Source organism: uncultured Sunxiuqinia sp., assembly GCF_947495665.1.
Lineage (GTDB): Bacteria > Bacteroidota > Bacteroidia > Bacteroidales > Prolixibacteraceae > Sunxiuqinia > Sunxiuqinia rutila.
The window spans coordinates 1-18,591 of record NZ_CANLZV010000005.1; the positions used below are offsets into that span (position 1 = coordinate 1).

At 45.5% G+C, this 18,591-nt stretch carries 15 protein-coding genes; 6 read left to right on the plus strand and 9 right to left on the minus strand.

From position 1 onward, the window contains the following. Window positions 1–354: 354 nt before the first annotated feature. The 4 genes from Q1A18_RS07720 (at window position 355) to Q1A18_RS07735 (ending at window position 7,313) form a co-directional block, all read left to right on the plus strand. Complete coding sequence (locus Q1A18_RS07720; protein ID WP_299578365.1) at window positions 355–1,434, plus strand: PD-(D/E)XK nuclease family protein; 1,080 nt, start codon at window positions 355–357, stop codon at window positions 1,432–1,434. Between the two features lie 591 nt (window positions 1,435–2,025). After that, window positions 2,026–4,743 (plus strand): TonB-dependent receptor, encoded by a 2,718-nt coding sequence (locus Q1A18_RS07725; RefSeq protein WP_299578366.1) that lies wholly within the window; start codon window positions 2,026–2,028, stop codon window positions 4,741–4,743. 39 nt (window positions 4,744–4,782) lie between these two features. Then, window positions 4,783–6,960: a hypothetical protein gene (locus Q1A18_RS07730; protein WP_299578367.1), complete on the plus strand. Its 2,178-nt coding sequence runs from the start codon at window positions 4,783–4,785 to the stop codon at window positions 6,958–6,960. A gap of 164 nt (window positions 6,961–7,124) precedes the next feature. Beyond that, window positions 7,125–7,313, plus strand: a complete 189-nt coding sequence (locus Q1A18_RS07735) for a hypothetical protein (RefSeq protein ID WP_299578368.1) — start codon at window positions 7,125–7,127, stop codon at window positions 7,311–7,313. Window positions 7,314–7,487: 174 nt separating this feature from the next. Here Q1A18_RS07735 and Q1A18_RS07740 read toward each other — a convergent pair whose 3' ends face one another. The 4 genes from Q1A18_RS07740 to Q1A18_RS07755 form a co-directional block, all read right to left on the minus strand. After that, the gene (locus tag Q1A18_RS07740) at window positions 7,488–7,952 is read right to left on the minus strand and encodes a heme-binding domain-containing protein (RefSeq protein ID WP_299578369.1); all 465 of its coding nucleotides are present in this window, start codon (window positions 7,950–7,952) and stop codon (window positions 7,488–7,490) included. A gap of 24 nt (window positions 7,953–7,976) precedes the next feature. Then, the gene (locus Q1A18_RS07745) at window positions 7,977–8,369 is read right to left on the minus strand and encodes a heme-binding domain-containing protein (protein ID WP_299578370.1); all 393 of its coding nucleotides are present in this window, start codon (window positions 8,367–8,369) and stop codon (window positions 7,977–7,979) included. 222 nt (window positions 8,370–8,591) lie between these two features. After that, window positions 8,592–10,697 carry a M3 family metallopeptidase gene (locus tag Q1A18_RS07750; protein WP_299578371.1) on the minus strand — a complete coding sequence of 702 codons (2,106 nt, stop codon included), beginning with the start codon at window positions 10,695–10,697 and terminating at the stop codon, window positions 8,592–8,594. Window positions 10,698–10,790: 93 nt separating this feature from the next. Continuing rightward, window positions 10,791–11,378: a flavin reductase family protein gene (locus Q1A18_RS07755; RefSeq protein ID WP_299578372.1), complete on the minus strand. Its 588-nt coding sequence runs from the start codon at window positions 11,376–11,378 to the stop codon at window positions 10,791–10,793. A gap of 214 nt (window positions 11,379–11,592) precedes the next feature. Here Q1A18_RS07755 and Q1A18_RS07760 point away from each other — a divergent pair, with 214 nt between their 5' ends. Both Q1A18_RS07760 and lgt read left to right on the plus strand, forming a co-directional pair. Continuing rightward, entirely contained in the window at window positions 11,593–12,132 is a 540-nt protein-coding gene (locus tag Q1A18_RS07760) for an ester cyclase (protein ID WP_299578373.1), read from the plus strand. A gap of 286 nt (window positions 12,133–12,418) precedes the next feature. Continuing rightward, window positions 12,419–13,264 (plus strand): prolipoprotein diacylglyceryl transferase, encoded by an 846-nt coding sequence (gene lgt / locus Q1A18_RS07765; protein WP_299578374.1) that lies wholly within the window; start codon window positions 12,419–12,421, stop codon window positions 13,262–13,264. A gap of 381 nt (window positions 13,265–13,645) precedes the next feature. Here the strand turns inward: lgt and Q1A18_RS07770 are convergent, their stop codons facing one another. From Q1A18_RS07770 to pstA, 5 genes are all read right to left on the minus strand, one after another. Next, entirely contained in the window at window positions 13,646–15,418 is a 1,773-nt protein-coding gene (locus Q1A18_RS07770) for an ATP-binding protein (protein WP_299578375.1), read from the minus strand. Between the two features lie 102 nt (window positions 15,419–15,520). Next, complete coding sequence (locus tag Q1A18_RS07775; protein WP_299578376.1) at window positions 15,521–16,201, minus strand: response regulator transcription factor; 681 nt, start codon at window positions 16,199–16,201, stop codon at window positions 15,521–15,523. Between the two features lie 4 nt (window positions 16,202–16,205). Next, the gene (locus Q1A18_RS07780; protein ID WP_299578377.1) at window positions 16,206–16,892 is read right to left on the minus strand and encodes a PhoU domain-containing protein; all 687 of its coding nucleotides are present in this window, start codon (window positions 16,890–16,892) and stop codon (window positions 16,206–16,208) included. A 23-nt stretch (window positions 16,893–16,915) separates the two neighbouring features. After that, window positions 16,916–17,695 carry a phosphate ABC transporter ATP-binding protein PstB gene (pstB, locus tag Q1A18_RS07785; protein ID WP_299578378.1) on the minus strand — a complete coding sequence of 260 codons (780 nt, stop codon included), beginning with the start codon at window positions 17,693–17,695 and terminating at the stop codon, window positions 16,916–16,918. A gap of 3 nt (window positions 17,696–17,698) precedes the next feature. After that, window positions 17,699–18,586, minus strand: coding sequence for a phosphate ABC transporter permease PstA (gene pstA / locus Q1A18_RS07790; RefSeq protein ID WP_299578379.1), 888 nt, complete (start codon window positions 18,584–18,586; stop codon window positions 17,699–17,701). Window positions 18,587–18,591 lie beyond the last annotated feature (5 nt).

The following is an 18,591-nucleotide window of genomic DNA, read 5'->3' on the forward strand; positions in this document are numbered from 1 at the left end:
ATTATCAAATTTGGAGAACGATGCAAACTAAAACTCTAATAGCAAAATATAATTGACACAGTTTAATGAACACTACCAAATGTTCCCTGAAGATTATCAGTTATTTAGAACGCAAATAAAAAGATACTTATTTGTACATACATTTTGTAAATTTTTATACCTTAATCGGCGAAAACTAACATGACCGAAACCTAAGAATATGAATCCAAACTCCAGCCCTCCTCCGCTTTTCAATCCGGAATCGCCAAACGATCATTGAGAGTGTAAAAAAACAAGTTGAATAATAGCAGAACAGATGTACCTAGTAAATATACACAGACGTTGCCACCAATTCTAAGACAAGAAAAACAAAACATGAATATTGAATTAGCTCTCAAATTATTAAATGACTTTAAAAAAGTTCCCAAGAACAATATTGACACCCCATTTTTAGAATTATGCAGTTATCCGAAACGACGTTTTGAAGAAATTTGTAGCAGGATTCTTTGTTTCTACTTCAACCCAAGAAAAGAGCATAGACTTAAAGATTTGTTTATTAGCTCACTTTTAGAGTTATTAGGTAAAACCGATATATCTTATCAAGAAGAACAAATAAAAATAATTACAGAAGACAATGCAGATGGGAAAAGGATTGATTTAGTAATTTATAGTCCTGACTTCATAATTGGAATAGAGAACAAAATAACTGCCTCATTGTATAATCCTCTGGACTCCTATAAAAAAAGGTTGCAAGAGTATAATATAGAAAATACCATAAAACTTGTTTTATCGGTTGAGAAAATCACAAAAAAAGAAGAATGTGATTTAATCAAAAACAATGGTTTTATTGCTATAACTTATTCCGAGTTTTTCGAAACCCTAAAGCGTAATATTGGGGGTTATATATCGACTTCCAACCAAAAATACTTAATACAACTTTACGATTTTATTCAAACATTAGAAAATATGAATCCTTTAAATCCAGCAGACAAAAAACTTTCAGAATTTTTCTTTGACAACTCTTCTCAAATAGATGAATTAATTCTTGTTCATGAGAATTATAAAGAACGAATTCGTAGAATTCAGAGAGATAAAATCTCAGAATTGAAAGAACAAATTTCTATCAAAACAGACAAAGAGTGGTGGGCTTGGCAAGGTTGGGATTTAGGATTTGATTCATTTAATAAAGACAAGCCGAGAATTGGTATTGAATCTTCGTTTAAAAATACAAGGACTAATGCTTTAGGAGAATTTAGAATTTACATAACAACCTGGAATCTCAAGGATTGGGTTCCATATGAAAAAACCTTGATGCAGAAATTCCCTAATAACTTTTTGGACAAGGTTAATAATCGTGTTTATTTACACATGGATGTAATTCTTGACCAAAATGATGATTTGATATTGGAGAAATTATATGAATACTTCAATTTATTAGTAAAAATTACAGAATAAAAAACTGGTGGTAACAAATTGTATATGGCAGGGGTAGGTAGCGGTCTGACAAGTCAGACCTTGCGCTCACTTTCCTGCGAGTCTGACAGGATTTCTGTTGGAAATCCCGCCTGACCACGCAAGACACGGGCTCCATACTTCATCCGTTCCTCATTAGCCTGTTTCTGAGGTTCAACCGTCACCGATTCCTATCCCTTTCCTCTGTGCCTGTGCCTGTCCCTGGTGCCTTCGCCTCTGCCTGTTCCTTTTCCCTTTTGTTATCCAGATGTAATTTAACCGTATAAAAACTGTAATCAAGTTGTAATCTAATTCCTCGTAATTCGCCTGTGAAAACAAAAGCGACTGGACACGCAGTGGCATGTTTGTAAAAGGTGATTTTGAACATCGAATTTGGGTGAGCTGCTAAAGCCCGAATTGGCATCAGCCAACCTTTTGTAAACCAGCAACAGCTTGTGTCCATCGGCAGGAATCAACCCCAGTGGTTGAGCAGATTGGATAATTGATTACAAATTTATGGGACTTAAAAAATTACTTTTCGTTTGCCTGTTGGCAAACTTTTCACAGCTGGCATCAGCTAAAACTGGATCCCTTGTGGGAACGGTTGTCGATGCAAAAACCAAAGAAACACTGATTGGCGCCACCATCTTTCTGGAAGGAACCAGCTTGGGAACCATTACCGATTTTGATGGGAACTACCGGTTGGAGCAAGTGCCCGCCGGAAAGTACACGGTGCGTTGCTCGTTTATTTCGTATGAAACGAAAACGCTCGAAGATGTTACTGTTGTGGAGGATCAAATCGTCGATCTGCCCTTTGTTTTGGGCGAATCAACAGTACAGATTGAGGATGTAAAAGTGGTGGCTAAGGCCAACCGCGAGTCGGAAACCATGTTGCTGATGTACCAGAAGGAGGCTGCCATTATGAAGGAGTCTATTGGCGCTCAGCAGCTTTCAGCGCAGGGAGTTTCAGATGCCGCTGCTGCCGCCACAAAAATTACCGGGGTGAGCAAGCAGGAAGGCAGTAAAAGCCTGAACATTCGCGGGCTGGGCGACCGCTACAATGCCACGACCCTGAATGGCCTGCCTTTTCCATCCAACAATGCCGAGACCAAGAACATTGACCTGGGACTTTTCTCTTCGGATGTGATTGGGTTCATTGGAGTGGAAAAAGTAGCTACCAGTGCCTTGTATGGCGATTTTGCGGGGGCCAATATCGACATTGTTTCGAAGAAATTTACCGGCGATCCTTTTTTTGAGCTCGCCCTTAAGTCCGGCATAAACAGCAGCGTGCCGGGCGTGGATCATTTCTACCTGCAAGACGGGCCGGGCTTTTCGGGTTTCGACAACTTCCAGCCAACGCCTTCCTTGGATGCTTATGACTTCGGCAACTCCTGGAACCCGGTGGAGAAAACAGCCATCCCGAACCTGGGAATCGGCCTTTCCGGCGGCAAATCGTTTGAAGTGGCTGATTCGAGATTGAATGCCTTTTTTACGGCGTCTTTCGATAATGAATACAGCTACAGCGACTTGATGCAGCGGCGGATTAATGGGAGTGACGATGTGCGCAAGGACCTGCAAGGCGAGCAGTATGCCTATGAAACGCAGACTACAGCCATGCTTAACCTGAACCTGGAACACAAGCAGTCGGATTACTATTTCAATACCATGTTGCTGAATTCGTCGAATCAGGACTTGAAAAACCTGCGTGGATTTGTCAAAGACCTGGCTGAAGACAGCGCGCTGATTCGTCGCTCGGAGTTTGAGCGAACCACCATTTGGGTGAATCAGCTGTTGGGCGAGCACGAACTGAACCCGCAGGTAACCATGAACTGGGGCCTCTCTTACAACAAAGTACATAACATTACGCCCGACCGTCGTCACCTTTCCCTGAACGGGCTGAGGGATGGTCGCGCTTATTTTACGGATGACAATGAGTCGGACAACTTTCGCTATTTCCACGACTTCAACGAAAATGAATATGCCCTGAACTGGAGCACGGCTTACCGATTTGGCGAAGGAATCGGAACAGATGATTTCCGCGGAAAACTTACTCTGGGCTACTCCGGAAAGTACAAAGAGCGTCAGTTTGAAGCCACTCAGTTTAACCACGACATTTACCGGAACCGGAACATTTTCAACCCACCTCCGGGCGGATACCATGTTTATGTTGACGTGATGGACGTGGACGCTTTTCTGAATGCTGCCAACCTGCAGCGCCCTGATGGCTATGGCTTTTACCTGAAAACCTTCTTTGGAAACACCATTCGCCCTTCAACTTACGAGGGAACACAGCTGATCAATGCAGGCTTTGCGTCGCTGGAGTACCAGCTGTCACCAAAACTATTGGGAGTTCTGGGCCTTCGGGTGGAGAATGTCAACCAGCAGGTCGATTTTGTAACTGCGCTGGATACGGATGGTGGAACCGGCAACTTCAACGAACTGGAAGTTTTACCAAGCTTGTCGTTGCGCTATGCTCTGAACGAGAAAAGCAATTTACGTCTGGCGGCCAGTAACACGTATGTCTTGCCTCAGTTTACCGAAATGGCCCTGTTTCTATTTGAAGGAATTACCGAAACCACGGTGGGTAACCCTCACCTGTATCCTTCCAAAGTGTACAATGGCGACCTGAAGTGGGAATGGTTCCCGAACAGTGGCGAACTGGTGTCGGTAGCCGCTTTCGGAAAATACATTACCGACCCGATGAACCGGGTGGTGATGGCCTCAGCTTCCAACGATTTTACCTATGCCAATACGGGCGACTATGCCTATTTGTATGGCGCGGAGCTGGAAGTGAAAAAAGATTTGTGGACCCAAACAACGGGAACTGACTATCAGAAACTGTTTGCCTCGGCCAACCTGACGCTGATGGAAACCAGCCAGGAGTTGGATGGGGCTAAAGTTCGGGAAGAGACGAAAGATCAGAACGGAAACTCCCTGATCAATATCAATTTCAACCAGGATAAGGATGTCTTGCAGGGGGCTGCGCCTTTAATGGCCAATGCCAGCCTGGGCTATAAACGCACCTGGGGCGAAGGGAAAAACGCGCTAAGCTCTTCGCTGGTGTATGGCTATGTTTCCGACCGCCTTTACCTGATTGGCTTTTCCTCTTTCGGCAACCAGGTCGACAAGCGTGTCCACACGCTCGACTATGTATTGAAAGCATCTTTCAATAAGCTGGGCGTGAATTTCTCCGCTAAAAATATGCTCAATGGTGCCATCGACCGGGTGCAGGAAAATGCCTCTGCCGATCACCTGATCAGATCCTACAAGCAAGGAGTGAAATTCAGTGTAGGACTGTCTTATAAATTTTAAAATGAATTGAATCGATTACACGAATTAAATTTTTAAAACATGAAAAAATTACTTTTCGTATTGTTTGCTATCGTATTGCTGGGCTTTGCCGGATGTAATGAAGACAATCCGACCCCTGAAGTTCCTGAAGAGAATTCGAATCTGGAAGGAGAGGTAACAACGGATATGGTTTTGGATGCTAACACCAAGTATAGCTTGACCGGAGCCTTGATTGTAAAAGCAGGGGGTTCTTTGACGATTCCTGCCGGAACGGTGATTGAAGCAGTAGGTGGACAAATCTCCTACATTGCTGTGGCACAGGATGCCAAAATCTTTATTAACGGTACGGCCAGTGCACCGGTCGTGATGACTTCAAGCGACAAAACTTCCGGATCATGGGGTGGTTTGGTTGTTTGCGGAAAAGCGCCAACCAACAAATCGGATGCTTCGGCCGGAGCGGAAGTTTCGGGCTTGCCTTATGGTGGCAATGTGGCCGATGACAACTCCGGAGTAATTAACTACCTGCGTGTCGAATACACCGGATTCAACTACAGCGACACCAAGCAGTTCAATGGTGTTTCTTTCTTCGGCGTAGGATCCGGAACAGAGGTTGATTACGTGGTTTCTTACATGGGTAAGGATGATGGTATCGAGTTCTTTGGCGGAACCGTCAATGCCTCTCACCTGGTATCTGTAGGAAGTGATGATGATGGTATCGACTTTGCTGATGGCTGGTCAGGAACCGGTGAATACTGGGTCGCTCTGAACTCAACCAAATCAGGAATTGAAGGATCAAACAACGGCGACAATGGTGCTGCCACACCAATGACCAACGCAACCTTGAGAAACCTGACTGTTTATGGTATGGGCGAAAAGCCTTTCTACCTGAAAGAAGGTGCCGGACAGGTAACAGTTGACAACCTGGTAATTGGAGGCTTGGTAGCCAGCAAGGAACAATCCATGTTTTATGCCGATGGCGACGATGCTGATGCTGCGGCCCGTATTGCAGCTGGTGATGTGGTGGTAACCAACGCTCGTTTTGTGGACCTGGTTGGTGCGCAAACTAAAGCAATGGACGGATTGACAATTGGCGAAAACCCGGCGGCTACCGGAGCGGGTAACGGCATTGAAAAACCAGACTGGATGCCGGACGCTTTGAATCAGGTCAATGAGTCGACTACAGTATTTGGCGATGCGCCAACCGGAGGCGAAGTGGCTTTGAGTGGTGACATTACAACAGATGTTGTGCTGGATGCCGGAACAGCTTATAAACTAACCGGAGCCTTGGTGGTAAAAGCAGGTGCTTCATTGACGATTCCTGCCGGAACAGTGATTGAAGCCATTGGCGGACAAATCTCTTACATTGCCGTGGCACAGGATGCTCAAATCTTCATTAACGGAACTGCGGACGCACCTGTGGTGATGACTTCAGATGATCCAACTCCGGGTTCGTGGGGTGGACTGGTTGTTTGCGGAAAAGCACCAACCAACAAATCAGATGCTTCAGCCGGAGCGGAGGTTTCAGGCTTGCCTTATGGCGGAAATGTGGCCGATGACAATTCCGGCGTAATCAACTACCTGCGTGTAGAATATACCGGATTCAACTACAGCGATACGAAGCAATTTAACGGCGTTTCTTTCTTCGGAGTAGGTTCGGGAACCGTTGTTGATTATGTTGTCTCTTACAAAGGCAAAGACGACGGAATTGAGTTTTTCGGAGGAACCGTGGATGCTTCTCACCTGGTGTCGGTATACAGCGATGACGACGGGATTGACTTTGCCGATGGCTGGTCAGGAACCGGCGAGAACTGGTTGTCGTTGTATTCCACCAAATCAGGAATCGAAGGCTCAAACAATGGCGACAATGCGGAAGCTACGCCAATGACCAACGCCACGCTAAAAAACCTGACCGTTTATGGTATGGGTGAAAAGCCGTTCTACTTTAAAGAAGGCGGTGGTAAGCAAAACATTGACAACATCGTGATTGGCGGTTTGGTGGATGGCTCAAGCCATTCCTACTTCTACGCTGATGCCGATGCGGTTGCCCGCATTACTGCTGGCGACATTGTGATTACCAATGCCAACTTTGTGGAAATTGGTGATCAGGCAAAAGGTCCCGATGGGCTGACAATTGGTGAAAATACGGAAGCCAAAGGAGCTGGCAATGGCATTGGAAAACCAGCTTGGTTGTCTGATGAGCTAAATACCGCCAGCAATGGCGAAGTGATTGTAGACTAAACTAGACTAACAATATTGAAGTTAAGCAGACTTCAATTCCCGTAAATTAAAAAGTTCCGGCACCTTGTGTCCGGGACTTTTTCTGTTTAATTGAACTTTAATTTTTATGTAATCCAGACTTGATCGGGTTGAGGTATATTTGAGTAGAATATAAAATCAACAAGATGAAAGCACTTATCGTAAGCTTTTTGTTAGCCGGAATAGTCAGTTTTTCTTTTGCTGCTGAAAAGGAATCAAAAGAAAACAAGGCGGCCGATGTCCTTCAGATTCCATACGAAAAAGCAACGGTTGAAGCTGCTCAAATTAGTCCCAAGAAAAACCAGGTGAATTTTAGTCTTAGAACAGCGGATTAAAACGGTTCTGGTTTCTAGTCTATACTTAAGATTGACACCGCTTCTGAGAGCAGAAGCGGTTTTTTCATTTCTTGTAGGTTGATTTCCTTCTCTTTGCCTATTCCTCTCCCTTTGCCTCTCTATTTTCTTTCCTCCCCAAATCGTAAATTGTAATTGGTTCCCTGGTCAATTGCCTCATTCTCCGGTCAGCAGTTTTTCACTAAAGCTTGAAGTCCATTCGATCAGGCGTTGGCTTTCTTGTTCGGAGAGGCGTGCTTTGGGGTGCATCAGTTTGTAAGAGGCGATTGGCATTTTGCCATTTCGGATTTCCTTACTCATGTCTTCCATGGCGGCTATCTGATCTAAAATTTCCATGTTCCCCCAGTTGGAAAGATTCAGTTCTTCCTTCCCTTCAACAATATGGTCGTTAATGAACCACGAAACTGGTGCAAACTGGTGGTACCAAAGGTATTGGGTTTGGTTGGAATGACAGTCGAGACAAGCCTGCTTGAGCAAGGCCGAAACATCATCGGGCACATCTACTTGCTTAAACAGATGGTTGGGGCTGTCAGTCGCGGTATTCTTCTCGGGTTGAAAAAACTGGATAACTACCAATCCCACAATAAATAGCAGGATCAGCAAACGAAAAGCAGTTCGCATAGATGTTTTTTTTGACGTTAAAACCTACTTTTTCAATAAAGCGGAACTTTCCTGCTTCACCCAGTCAATCAACAGTTTTTTTTGCTCGGCACTCAGTGCCTTTTCCGGCTTGTGCTGCAGAAACTTTTTAGGAGGCATCTCATTTTCCTCAATGGTTTCGCGAATGTGTTTTAAGGCAAGCAGCCTTTTCGTACCGGTGAGTTGGTGCCAGGTTTTCAGGTCAAGCTCCTCTTTGGCGTCATCGTTTCGCGAGTCGGTATTGTGGCAGCCAAAGCAGGAATTGTTAAGAATCACTTTGACATTTTGAGGGACTTGCAAGGTGTCGGCTTCGGTTTTGGGATTGGCTTGTCCGGTCAAAGTAAGCAGGCTGAAGATCATGCTGAGCGCAAAAACAGCCGGTAAGTTTTGTCTTTTCATCGTTTGTATGGTTTAAATGCTTGATTACAAATCTTCTTGTTAGGTTTTAAGCACACAACAGGCAAGTGCTTTTAAATGTTGATTGAACTTTCTAAAAAATTTGTAAATAGCGAGTTGCTGCTTTTGCTTTCCATTCAGAATGGGGAAAGAAACGACCAGTTTGAGCCCAAAAAAGCCTGAACAAATGAATGTCCAGGCTTTGTGCTTGCCACTTGGTGCAAGTTAGTTTTTTAGTCCGCTGCGCTCAAGCAAGGCGTCTACGGTTGGCTCTTGTCCGCGGAAACGAACATACAGCTCCATTGGGTTTTCGCTTCCGCCTTTTTCAAGGATATTGGTGCGGAAAGCCTTGGCTGTTTCCCGATCAAAAATGCCATGTTCCTTGAAAGCCGCAAAAGCATCGGCATCCAGCACTTCAGCCCATTTGTAGCTGTAGTAGCCGGCCGAGTAGCCTCCGGCAAAAATGTGGCTAAACGAGGTACTCATCAGACTTCCTTCAACAACAGGGAACAGCTCGGTTGGTGTCATGGCTTTTGTTTCCACTTCGGCCACTTCCTGTGTTAGCGGCGTAGTAATGTTATGGTAAGCCATGTCGAGCATGCCAAAGCTTAGTTGGCGTTCAGACATGTAGCCCGACTGGAAGTTTTTGGCAGCGACAATCTTCTCAATCAACTCGGCAGGAATTTTCTCGCCGGTTTCGTAATGAACGGCAAAGCGGTCGAGCCATTCTTTTTCGTAGGCCCAGTTTTCATGAATTTGCGATGGCAACTCCACAAAGTCCCAGAAGACGTTGGTTCCCGAGGTGCTTTCGTACTGGCACTGGCTCAGCATGCCGTGCAATCCGTGCCCAAACTCGTGCAAAAAGGTGGTTACCTCATCAAAGGTAAGCAGCGATGGTTTGGTGTCGGTAGGCTTGGTAAAGTTGGTCACTATGCTGACATGGGGGCGGATGTCTTTTCCATCTTCCAGCCATTGCCCGCGGAAATCGGTCATCCAGGCACCGGAGCGTTTGCCGTCGCGTGGGAAGAAGTCCATGTAAAGCACCGAAACAAAGGAGCCGTCGGCATCAAATACCTCGTAAGCTTTTACATCCGGATGGTAAACCGGAATAGATTGGTTTTCTTTCAGCTCAAGGCCATACAGGGTTTGAGCCAGGTCGAATACGCCATCAATCACATTTTCAAGTTTGAAGTAAGGTTTTACTTCTTCTTCGTTGAATCCGTAACGGGCCTTTTTCAGTCTTTCTGAATAATAGCCCCAATCCCAGCGTTGCAAATCGCCATCAAAGCCTTCTGAACGGGCAAACTCAACCACCTCGGCAAAGTCTTTCTCGGCAGCCGGCCGCGATGCCTGGTGTAAATCATCCAGGAATTCCATTACGCGCTCGGGCGTTTCGGCCATGCGGCGTTTCAGCGTGTAGTCGGCATGCGACTGGTAGCCCAGTAATTTGGCTTTTTCCAGCTTTAGGTTGACAAGGGTATGAATGATTTCGTTGTTGTCGTACGCGTTGCCCTGGTTGCCTTTAGTCGAGAAAGCCCGGTACATTTTTTCCCTTAATGCACGGTTGTCGGCGTATTTCATGAAAGGGATGTAGCTGGGGTACTGAAGGGTAAAAATCCAGCCTTCTTTGCCTTTTGACTGGGCCGTGTGGGCAGCAGCTTCTTTGGCAAAATCCGGAAGTCCGGCCAGCTCGTCTTCGTTGGTGATGTGCATTTCAAAGGCATTGGTTTCGGCCAGCACATTCTCTGAAAACTTCAGGCTTAATTTCGACAGCTCGCCGGTAATTTCGCGGTAGCGGGCCTTGTCGGCATCGTTCAGGTTTGCTCCGCTGCGTACAAATCCCAGGTAGGAGTTTTCGAGCAGGGTAGCCTGTTCCGGATTCAGATTCAGCTGGTCTTTTTGCTCGTAAACGGCTTTTACGCGGGCAAACAAATCGGGGTTCAACGAAATATCGTTTCCGAATTCAGAAAGCATCGGAGCCACTTCCTGGGCAATCTTCTGAATCTCCTCATTGGTTTCCGCCGAGTTCAGGTTGAAAAAGATTTTGCGAATGGTTGACAAACGATCACCGGATTTGGTCATGGCTACAATCGTATTCTCAAATGATGCGGGTTCGGGGTTGTTGATAATGGCATTAACCTCGGCCCGTGCTTCTTCAATGGCGGCTTTGAAAGCGGGTAAAAAATGCTCGTTTTTAATTTCGCCAAAGGGGGCGGTTTGATGGATATCCTGAAAAGGTTTCAGTAGCGGATTTTCGCTGTTCTCTGCTTGCGTTGTCATCATAATCAATAAGACTAAGAGGGTGGTTAACACCCTGTAATTGTTTTTCATTGTTATTCGTTTTTAAGTTTTCAGTAAATTGTTTGTAGGATGTGTTGTAAGTTGTAACAGAATATTACAGAAAACTTTAAAAATAGTTCATCCTTATTTTCGTTTCTTCTTGCGCTTCTTCTTTTCAACCGACCAGCCAAACTTGCCTATCGGATCGCCGAGCTTAAAATAATGCCCGTGTGAGTAACAAATCGGGTCGGCTTTCTTCAGGCTAAATGCTCCGGTTTCAGAGTCGAGGTATTGCTCATCAGCCATGACATTCACCACTTCGGAAATAAACATGTCGTGGGTGCCCAGCGAAACAATTTCTTTCACCCGACACTCAATGCTGATGGGGGCTTCTTCGATAACGGGGGTTTGGATGACACTTGCCGGAGCCGGAGTCAGTCCCATTTCTTTCCACTTGTCGAACTTGCGGCCCGAACGAACCCCGCACCAGTCGGTGGCCCGCGCCAGCTTCTCGGTGGTCAGGTTGATCACGTACTCGCCGGTGCGTTTGATGATTTCGTAGGAATGGCGGTTGGGCCGAACCGAAATATAGCACATGGGCGGATCGCTGCAAATGGTTCCAGTCCAGGCAATGGTAATCAGGTTGTATTCGTCGGGGGTAACACCACAGCTAACCAACACCGCGGGGAGGGGGTACACCATGGTTCCCGGTTTCCAATTGACTTTTGACATGTTTGTGTTTTGGTGCAAAGGTAAAAAAAGTGCCCTAAGTACATCGACTCATGAATGTCTGGGAACGGACTTGCTTTTTTCGGTTTCTGAACCGTCAGGAGGCCGTTTCTCCTCTTGACAACTGTTTGGCAGGGTGCATTGTCTTTTAAGTCTAGATCCTTGTGTGTGAGGTGCTTATTTCGTAAATTTAATATTGGACCAAAAATTAACAGTCATGAAAAATATCGTTTTTATGTTTTTAGCATGTGTTTTATTATTCGGTACTTCATGCCATGATAAAACAGCGAGGACTGAGCTTGACGCCTTTAAGCTAAAACAGAACATTGAGGAGCAGAATAAGCAAATTATTCAGCGGTATTGGGATGGGAAGTGGAATGAACGACATGCTGAGATTTTAGAAGAGTTACAATCTCCCCATGTGGTTTATCATGGAACGTCCATGGAGATGAATGGACTGGAAGAGTACAAGGAGGTGTATCAGAGTTATCTTTCAGCAATGCATGATTCCCACCTCACGATTAATCAATTAATTGCTGAAGACGATTGGGTGATGAGTCGTGTAAGGCTGGAGGCAGTTCATAAGGGGGATATGGAAGGCCTGCCTGCTACCGGGAAGAAGGTTGAGGTAGATATCTTTACGGTTTTTCGATTGGTGGACGGAAAGATTGTTGAAGAATGGGAAGTTATGGATGAACTGGGTATGATGATGCAGCTTGGTCTGGAACTTCAAATGAAGGAAGAAATTAATGAATAGGATACTCCCCTTGGCCTCCATTAAGATGGCTTGACGTAAGATAGCGTTGAGCCATCTTAATATAAAGGCGGTTGATTTGTTGGGTAAACGTGCCAAACATGAAACAATAAATTCCTATTTTTAGAAACGCTAATCGACTTGCTAACACCCTTAAAACGAAAACCAATGAAAAAGCTTCCCGATCAACTTTACCCCGCAAAATCTGTATTTTTTCAACTAATTATTTGCTGCTACAGCAACTCTGCGAGCGCGAAGCTAAATGAGGCCTGCTAAGAAAGGAAACTGAATGATGCTGTTGAACTACATTCATTGGAATCCGGACCCGGAGATCATTAAGGTTTTTGGGATCTCAATTCGTTATTATTCATTGTTATTTGTGAGTGGTCTTTTTCTGAGTCTTTATGTGCTTAGCTGGATATTTAAGCAGGAGAAGCTCTCGAATGACAAGCTGCAAATACTTTCGACCTATGGCTTTATTGGTATTCTGGTAGGTGCCAGGTTGGGGCATTGTCTTTTTTATGAGCCTGAATACTATTTATCACACCCCATTGAAATGATTCTTCCAATCAAATTTCTGGAAAATGGTGGCGTTAAGTTTACGGGCTATCAGGGGCTTGCCAGCCACGGAGGTACTTTAGGTCTAATTGTTGCCATAATTTTTTATTCCCGAAGAACAAAACACGCCATCATTGATACACTGGATTTGATTGCTGTTGTTGCCGGCCTGGGAGCTGGCTTTATTCGATTGGCCAACCTGATGAACTCAGAAATTATTGGCCGGCCAACTTTTGCATCCTGGGGCTTTATCTTCGAACGGGTGGATCAAATTCCAAGACATCCAGCACAGCTCTATGAAGCATTGATTTATTTTTTGATTTTTGGCATAACATTCACCTTGTATAAAACGAAAAGAGCCTATCTGAGAAATGGATTTTTCTTCGGATTCACCTTGTTGTTAGTCTTTATTGCCAGGTTTTTTGTCGAATTTATCAAGGAAAGACAAGTGGCATTTGAGGAGAATATGAAATTAGATATGGGACAACTTTTGAGTATTCCCTACATCATCATTGGAGTCGGGTTTGTCATCTACGGGATGCAAAAGACAGCAAAAATGAGGGAACTCAGCCTTTAATCAGGGGCTCTGGGTTTTGTGTTTCACTGGGAAGATGAGCATGCAGTAGGATGGCCACGAAAGAACGGCTCATTGGAGCGCATTTGCTACGGATGGTTACGAAACGCTTGCGGAGGGCATGGAAATACTCTCGGACTACACCGAAATACCGTCGGATTGTTCCGAAATGCCAGCGGATTGAACCGAAACACTTGCGGATCGGACCGAAATCGTTGATTCTGCTATCATTTGGCTGATAATCTTTTGGGCATGGAACGTTTTCTTAACTTTTCCAAAGTTTTAAACTTTGGAAAAGCTGGTCTGGACATAAAAATTCCGACTGAGGATTTCAATATGCATCAATAATTTTATTCGCTATTGTTTCCGGGTTCTGCTCCGGGCTTAGCCTTTAGCCAGCGAGAACAGGAACTCGAGTCCTCCTTCGGGCTTGTTACGGACCGAGATTTCGCCCTTATGCAGCTGCACCGCATTTTTTACAATAGACAAGCCCAGGCCGGTTCCCCCGTTTTCGCGGGTGCGGCCCTCATCGGCTCGGTAAAAACGCTCAAAAATACGTGCCAGGTGTTCCTCCGGAATTCCTTTTCCGGTATCGGAATAACTCAGGTAATAAAACTTCTCGTCTTCGAGGTACTGCTTAATCTGAATGCGCGTATTTTCGCCGGCATAGTTGATGGAGTTCTCAATGAAATTCTGGAAAATGGAGGACAGCAAACTGTCGTTTCCATAAACTTTTACCTCATCGCTCACGGCCACCTGCACCAGCATGTTACGCTCGTTCAGGCGCGACTCCAGGTTCTCAATCACGTCATTAATCAACGGACGCAGGTGCGTGTATTTAAATTCAAACAAGTCGCCGGCATCTTCAATGTTGTTGAGCAGGGAAATGTCGTTCAGCAAGTCATTCAGGCGTTCGCTCTGGCTAAAAGCCCGTTCAATAAAGTAGTCCAGCTTTTCCTTGGGCAGATTCTTGTTATTCAGAATGGTTTCCAAGTAGCCTTTAACCGAAGCCAGCGGCGTTTTCAGCTCATGCGCAATGTTGGAGGTCAGCTGCTGTTTCAGCAAACGGCGTTTCTCCGGCTTGGTAATATCGCTGATCAACACCTCGAAACTCTTATCGGGAAAGACGATGCTTTGCACCCGGAAATACTTTTCGTTGCGCGAAATGGTAATCGAAAACTGAGGCAGGTCTTTGGGGTTAATCACGATATCACTTTCCAGGTATTTATCGATTTGATAAACCAGCGGTTTGAAATCCTCAATATCAAAAAGCATCTCGGCCGAAATCGACGAGCGGTCTGAAATCAGGTTGATGTATTGAATGAAATGGCTGTTCGCCAATATTTTTTCTTTGTTGGGCAGAAAGAAGGCAATCCCCTCGTTCAGGGCATTCAGGTGGTTAAACAATCGCTCCTTCTCGGCAGTCAGGTCTTCCTTGGCTTCCCTCAGGTCGTTGTAGATGTGCACAATTTGCCGGCGGATATCGCCAAACTCCGAGTCGGCAAAGGTCAGGTTCGGGTCAATATTTTCGTTGCGTCCGGCGCGGACGGCAAAGTCACGCAGCTTGTTCACAAACTCACCCAGGCGGTTGGTTACCAGCGACAGCAAGCCCCACATAATGACAAAGAGGGCAATCATGAAGAAGATAAACACCCGCTCGGTCTTCAGAAAATTCTTAATTTCAATGTTGTATTCCACCGCACAGCGCACAAAATAGCCGTTGTAGTAGCGCGCAAAATAGTAGAAGTCCTGCCCGGTGGTTTCCGAGTGGCGGATGTTGCTACCGGTTTCGGAGTAAAGCGCCTTTTGCACTTCCGGACGCGAGAGGTGATTCTCCATCTGGCTGTAGTCCGACACATAGCTATCGTACAACACATCGCCCTTGGTATCGATCACCGTCACCCGGGTATTGCTTTCCGGAATCAGGTAACGAAGGGTGTCCAAACGGGCAAAATCCTGCTCCTCCATCACATCGTAATGCTTGATATACCGGCTGGTAAAGCCCGCAATGTTATCCAGCGTATTCTCCAGCTGATCGGTCCGGTAGCGTTTTTCGCGGTTAAACTGAAAGGCCAGAATCGCGATCATGAAAAAAGAAAATGCAGCAAAAAAGTAGATGAAAATCCGCTGCTTGTATGTTCTACGTTGAAGTCCCACAGTATCTGTTTTTAAAAGTTTTAGTAATGATTCATGAACCCACTCATGAGGTGTGCGGCCTAATGGCCGTTTCCATCCCTCGGGTGAAGGTTCTCGCTTTATTTAAGAATCAAAGCAATAGCCATAGCCCGAACGCCCTTTAATCACGGTGCCATAGTCTTTTATTTTTTTCCGCAAGCGGGCAATATTCACATCCACATTGCGCTCGGTAACAATTACATCATCACTCCAAATCCGGTCCAGGATTTCCTGTCGCGAGATAAACTTGCCCCGGTTTTTCATCAACATCGCCAGAATCTCAAATTCCTTGCGGGTCAGTTTTATCGGTTCTCCATCCAGCGAGGTCATTTTTCGGCTAATATCCAGCTGCAGCCCTTGGTATTCGAGCACGGTGGAAGCCTGCTCGGTCATTTTTCCGCGCTTCAGAATGGCCTTAATCCGCACCACCACTTCCTTGATGGAGAATGGCTTGACAATGTAGTCGTCGCCTCCCACGTTGAACCCTGTCAGCAAATCGTTTTCCGAGCCCTTGGCCGTCAGAAAAATGATGGGAATGTCCAAGGCTTTCTCTTTCCGAAGCAAATCCGCCATTTTGTAGCCCGACATGCCGCCCATCATCACATCCAGCAAAATCAGGTGGTAATTTTCAAGCGGCAGCGCTAACGCTTCTTCAGCCGATGCAGCCACGTCAATTTCAAAACCTTCACTGGATAAATTGAACTGAAGAATTTCGCGCAGGTCCTTTTCGTCATCAACAACCAATATCTTAGGGGTAGTATTCATGGGCCTATTTCTCCAATTTATGATGACGGATATCTTTTCCTTCGATGGAATAAATGGCTGCCTCGGCAATGTTGGTAGCGTGATCAGCAATCCGTTCAATGTTCGACATCATTTCTTTAATGGTCACAATGCTCATCAGCAGGTGCTTGTTGCTTTCTGCCGTTTCGGTTTTAGCCAAAATCTTTTTCAGCAACTTATGGTTGATTTCTTCAAAAACCACATCATTCTTAATGGTCCAAACCGCAAATTCCCGGTCGTCATTCAAATAGGACAGCAAGGATTTCCGAACCATTTTAATGCTCTGAATGGTCATGGTTGACAAAACTTCCAGCAAACGTTCGTAAATTTCCGGTGTTTTAATCTTATCAATGAAATTGGTGACATTCAGCACAATATCGCCAATCCGCTCCAGACTCAGAATGATCCGGTAACAAGCCATAATCCAGCGTAAATCAGAAGCTACCGGCTTATACAACACAATGGCATTCACAATTTTTTCGCTCAGTTTGACTTCCCGTTTATCAATGTCCTTTTCATTCCGGGTAATCTTTTTCAGCAGCTCTTCCGGCACCTCTATTTCTCCCGAAATAATAATCTGTTCCAGCAAATCCAGCTGTTCCAGCACCAGGTTGGCCATGGCTTCAAAATCTTCCTGGATGTGATTGATCGCGTCGTCTTTTTTTATGGTCATGATTTGAATTTATTAAATGACTGTTAACCAAATTTTCCGGTCAGGTATTCTTCGGTTCTGGGGTCGATCGGGTTGGTAAACATGTTTTTGGTTTTCCCGTATTCAACCAACTCACCAAGATACATAAATAATGAATAGTCAGAGATTCGTGCCGCCTGCGACATGTTGTGTGTCACCAGCACAATGGTATAGTTTTCTTTCAGTTTGACCAGCAAATCCTCCACTTTGGAAGTGGCAATCGGGTCGAGGGCCGAAGTGGGTTCGTCCATCAGAATCACTTCCGGACTAAAAGCCAGTGCCCGCGCAATGCACAAGCGTTGCTGCTGCCCGCCCGAAAGAAAAGTTCCTTTCTTGTAAAGCGAATCTTTCACTTCATCCCAAAGGGCCACATCGCGCAAGGAACGTTCAACAATTTCATCGCGCTCCTTCTTTTTGGTTCGAATGCCATTCAGCTTGTAACCGGCAATTACGTTGTCGTAAATGCTCATGGTTGGGAAGGGGTTGGGCCGCTGAAACACCATGCCCATATGCCGCCTCAACTTGATGGGTGACATGTCGTAAATATTACTGTCATTCAGCAATACTTCGCCCTCTGTGCTGATGTTTTCATACAGCTCATGCATCCGGTTCAGGGCGCGCAGCAAGGTACTTTTTCCGCATCCCGAAGGCCCCATAATGGCAGTGACCGTGTTCTTTTTGATTTCAACCGATACATTTTTGACTGCATAGTTTTTGTCATAGGCAATCGACAAGTCGTTGATCGACAGGATCGGTTTTTTTACTTCAGCTATTGTGTTTGTCATGTTCTAATTTCTTTTGCCTGCCAGTTGTTTCGAAACGATGTTTAAAATTAAGACAATCGCCATTAAAAGCAGGGATGAGCTCCAAATCAGGTCAATCATGTTGGGGTCGTTATAAAACTCCCAGATTAGCAGCGGAATGGCGCTGGTTGGCTCAGAGATGTCCAGGTTGATGCGCGAACTGCCTAAGGCCGTTAACAAGAGCGGTGCTGTTTCACCCAAAATACGCGAAATACCCAGCAAAATACCGGTTAGTAAACCACTGAATCCGGTAGGCACCAACACCCTTAAAATGACTTTATGATACGGAACGCCCAAGGCCAGTGCGGCTTCTTTCAGCGTTTGCGGAATCATTTTCAGCGTTTCCTCGGTTGATCGTACAATCATGGGCAGCATCATAATGGCCAGCGATACGCTACCTGCCAGGGCCGAATAGCCGCTGGTAACGTGCTTCACCACCCACAAATACGAGATTAAGCCCAATACAATCGAGGGAACCCCCTGTAAGATGTCCGAAACATTGCGTGTCAGGTTCGCCATCATCTTTCCCTGGTTTTCATACAGGTAAATGCCGGTTAACACCCCAACAGGGATGGCAATAACAGCTGCCAGCACCACCATCACCAGCGTACCGACAATTCCGTTGGCTATCCCCCCCGGAATCTTCTCGCCGTTGGCTACTGCGGTCATCGCTTCAAAGGTGTCCGGCGTATTCTGAATCAGAAAATCAAGACTGATCTGCCGGTAGCCTTCCATCACCAGCTTGAAGATGATCAGCATGATGGGCGAAATGGTGACCAGCGATAAAATGACCACGCCGATAAGTACCAGCTTGTCTTTCAACAAACGACCCGACGAGTGATCCTGATTTTTAAGTGCCTGAATTGATTCCATTTCCC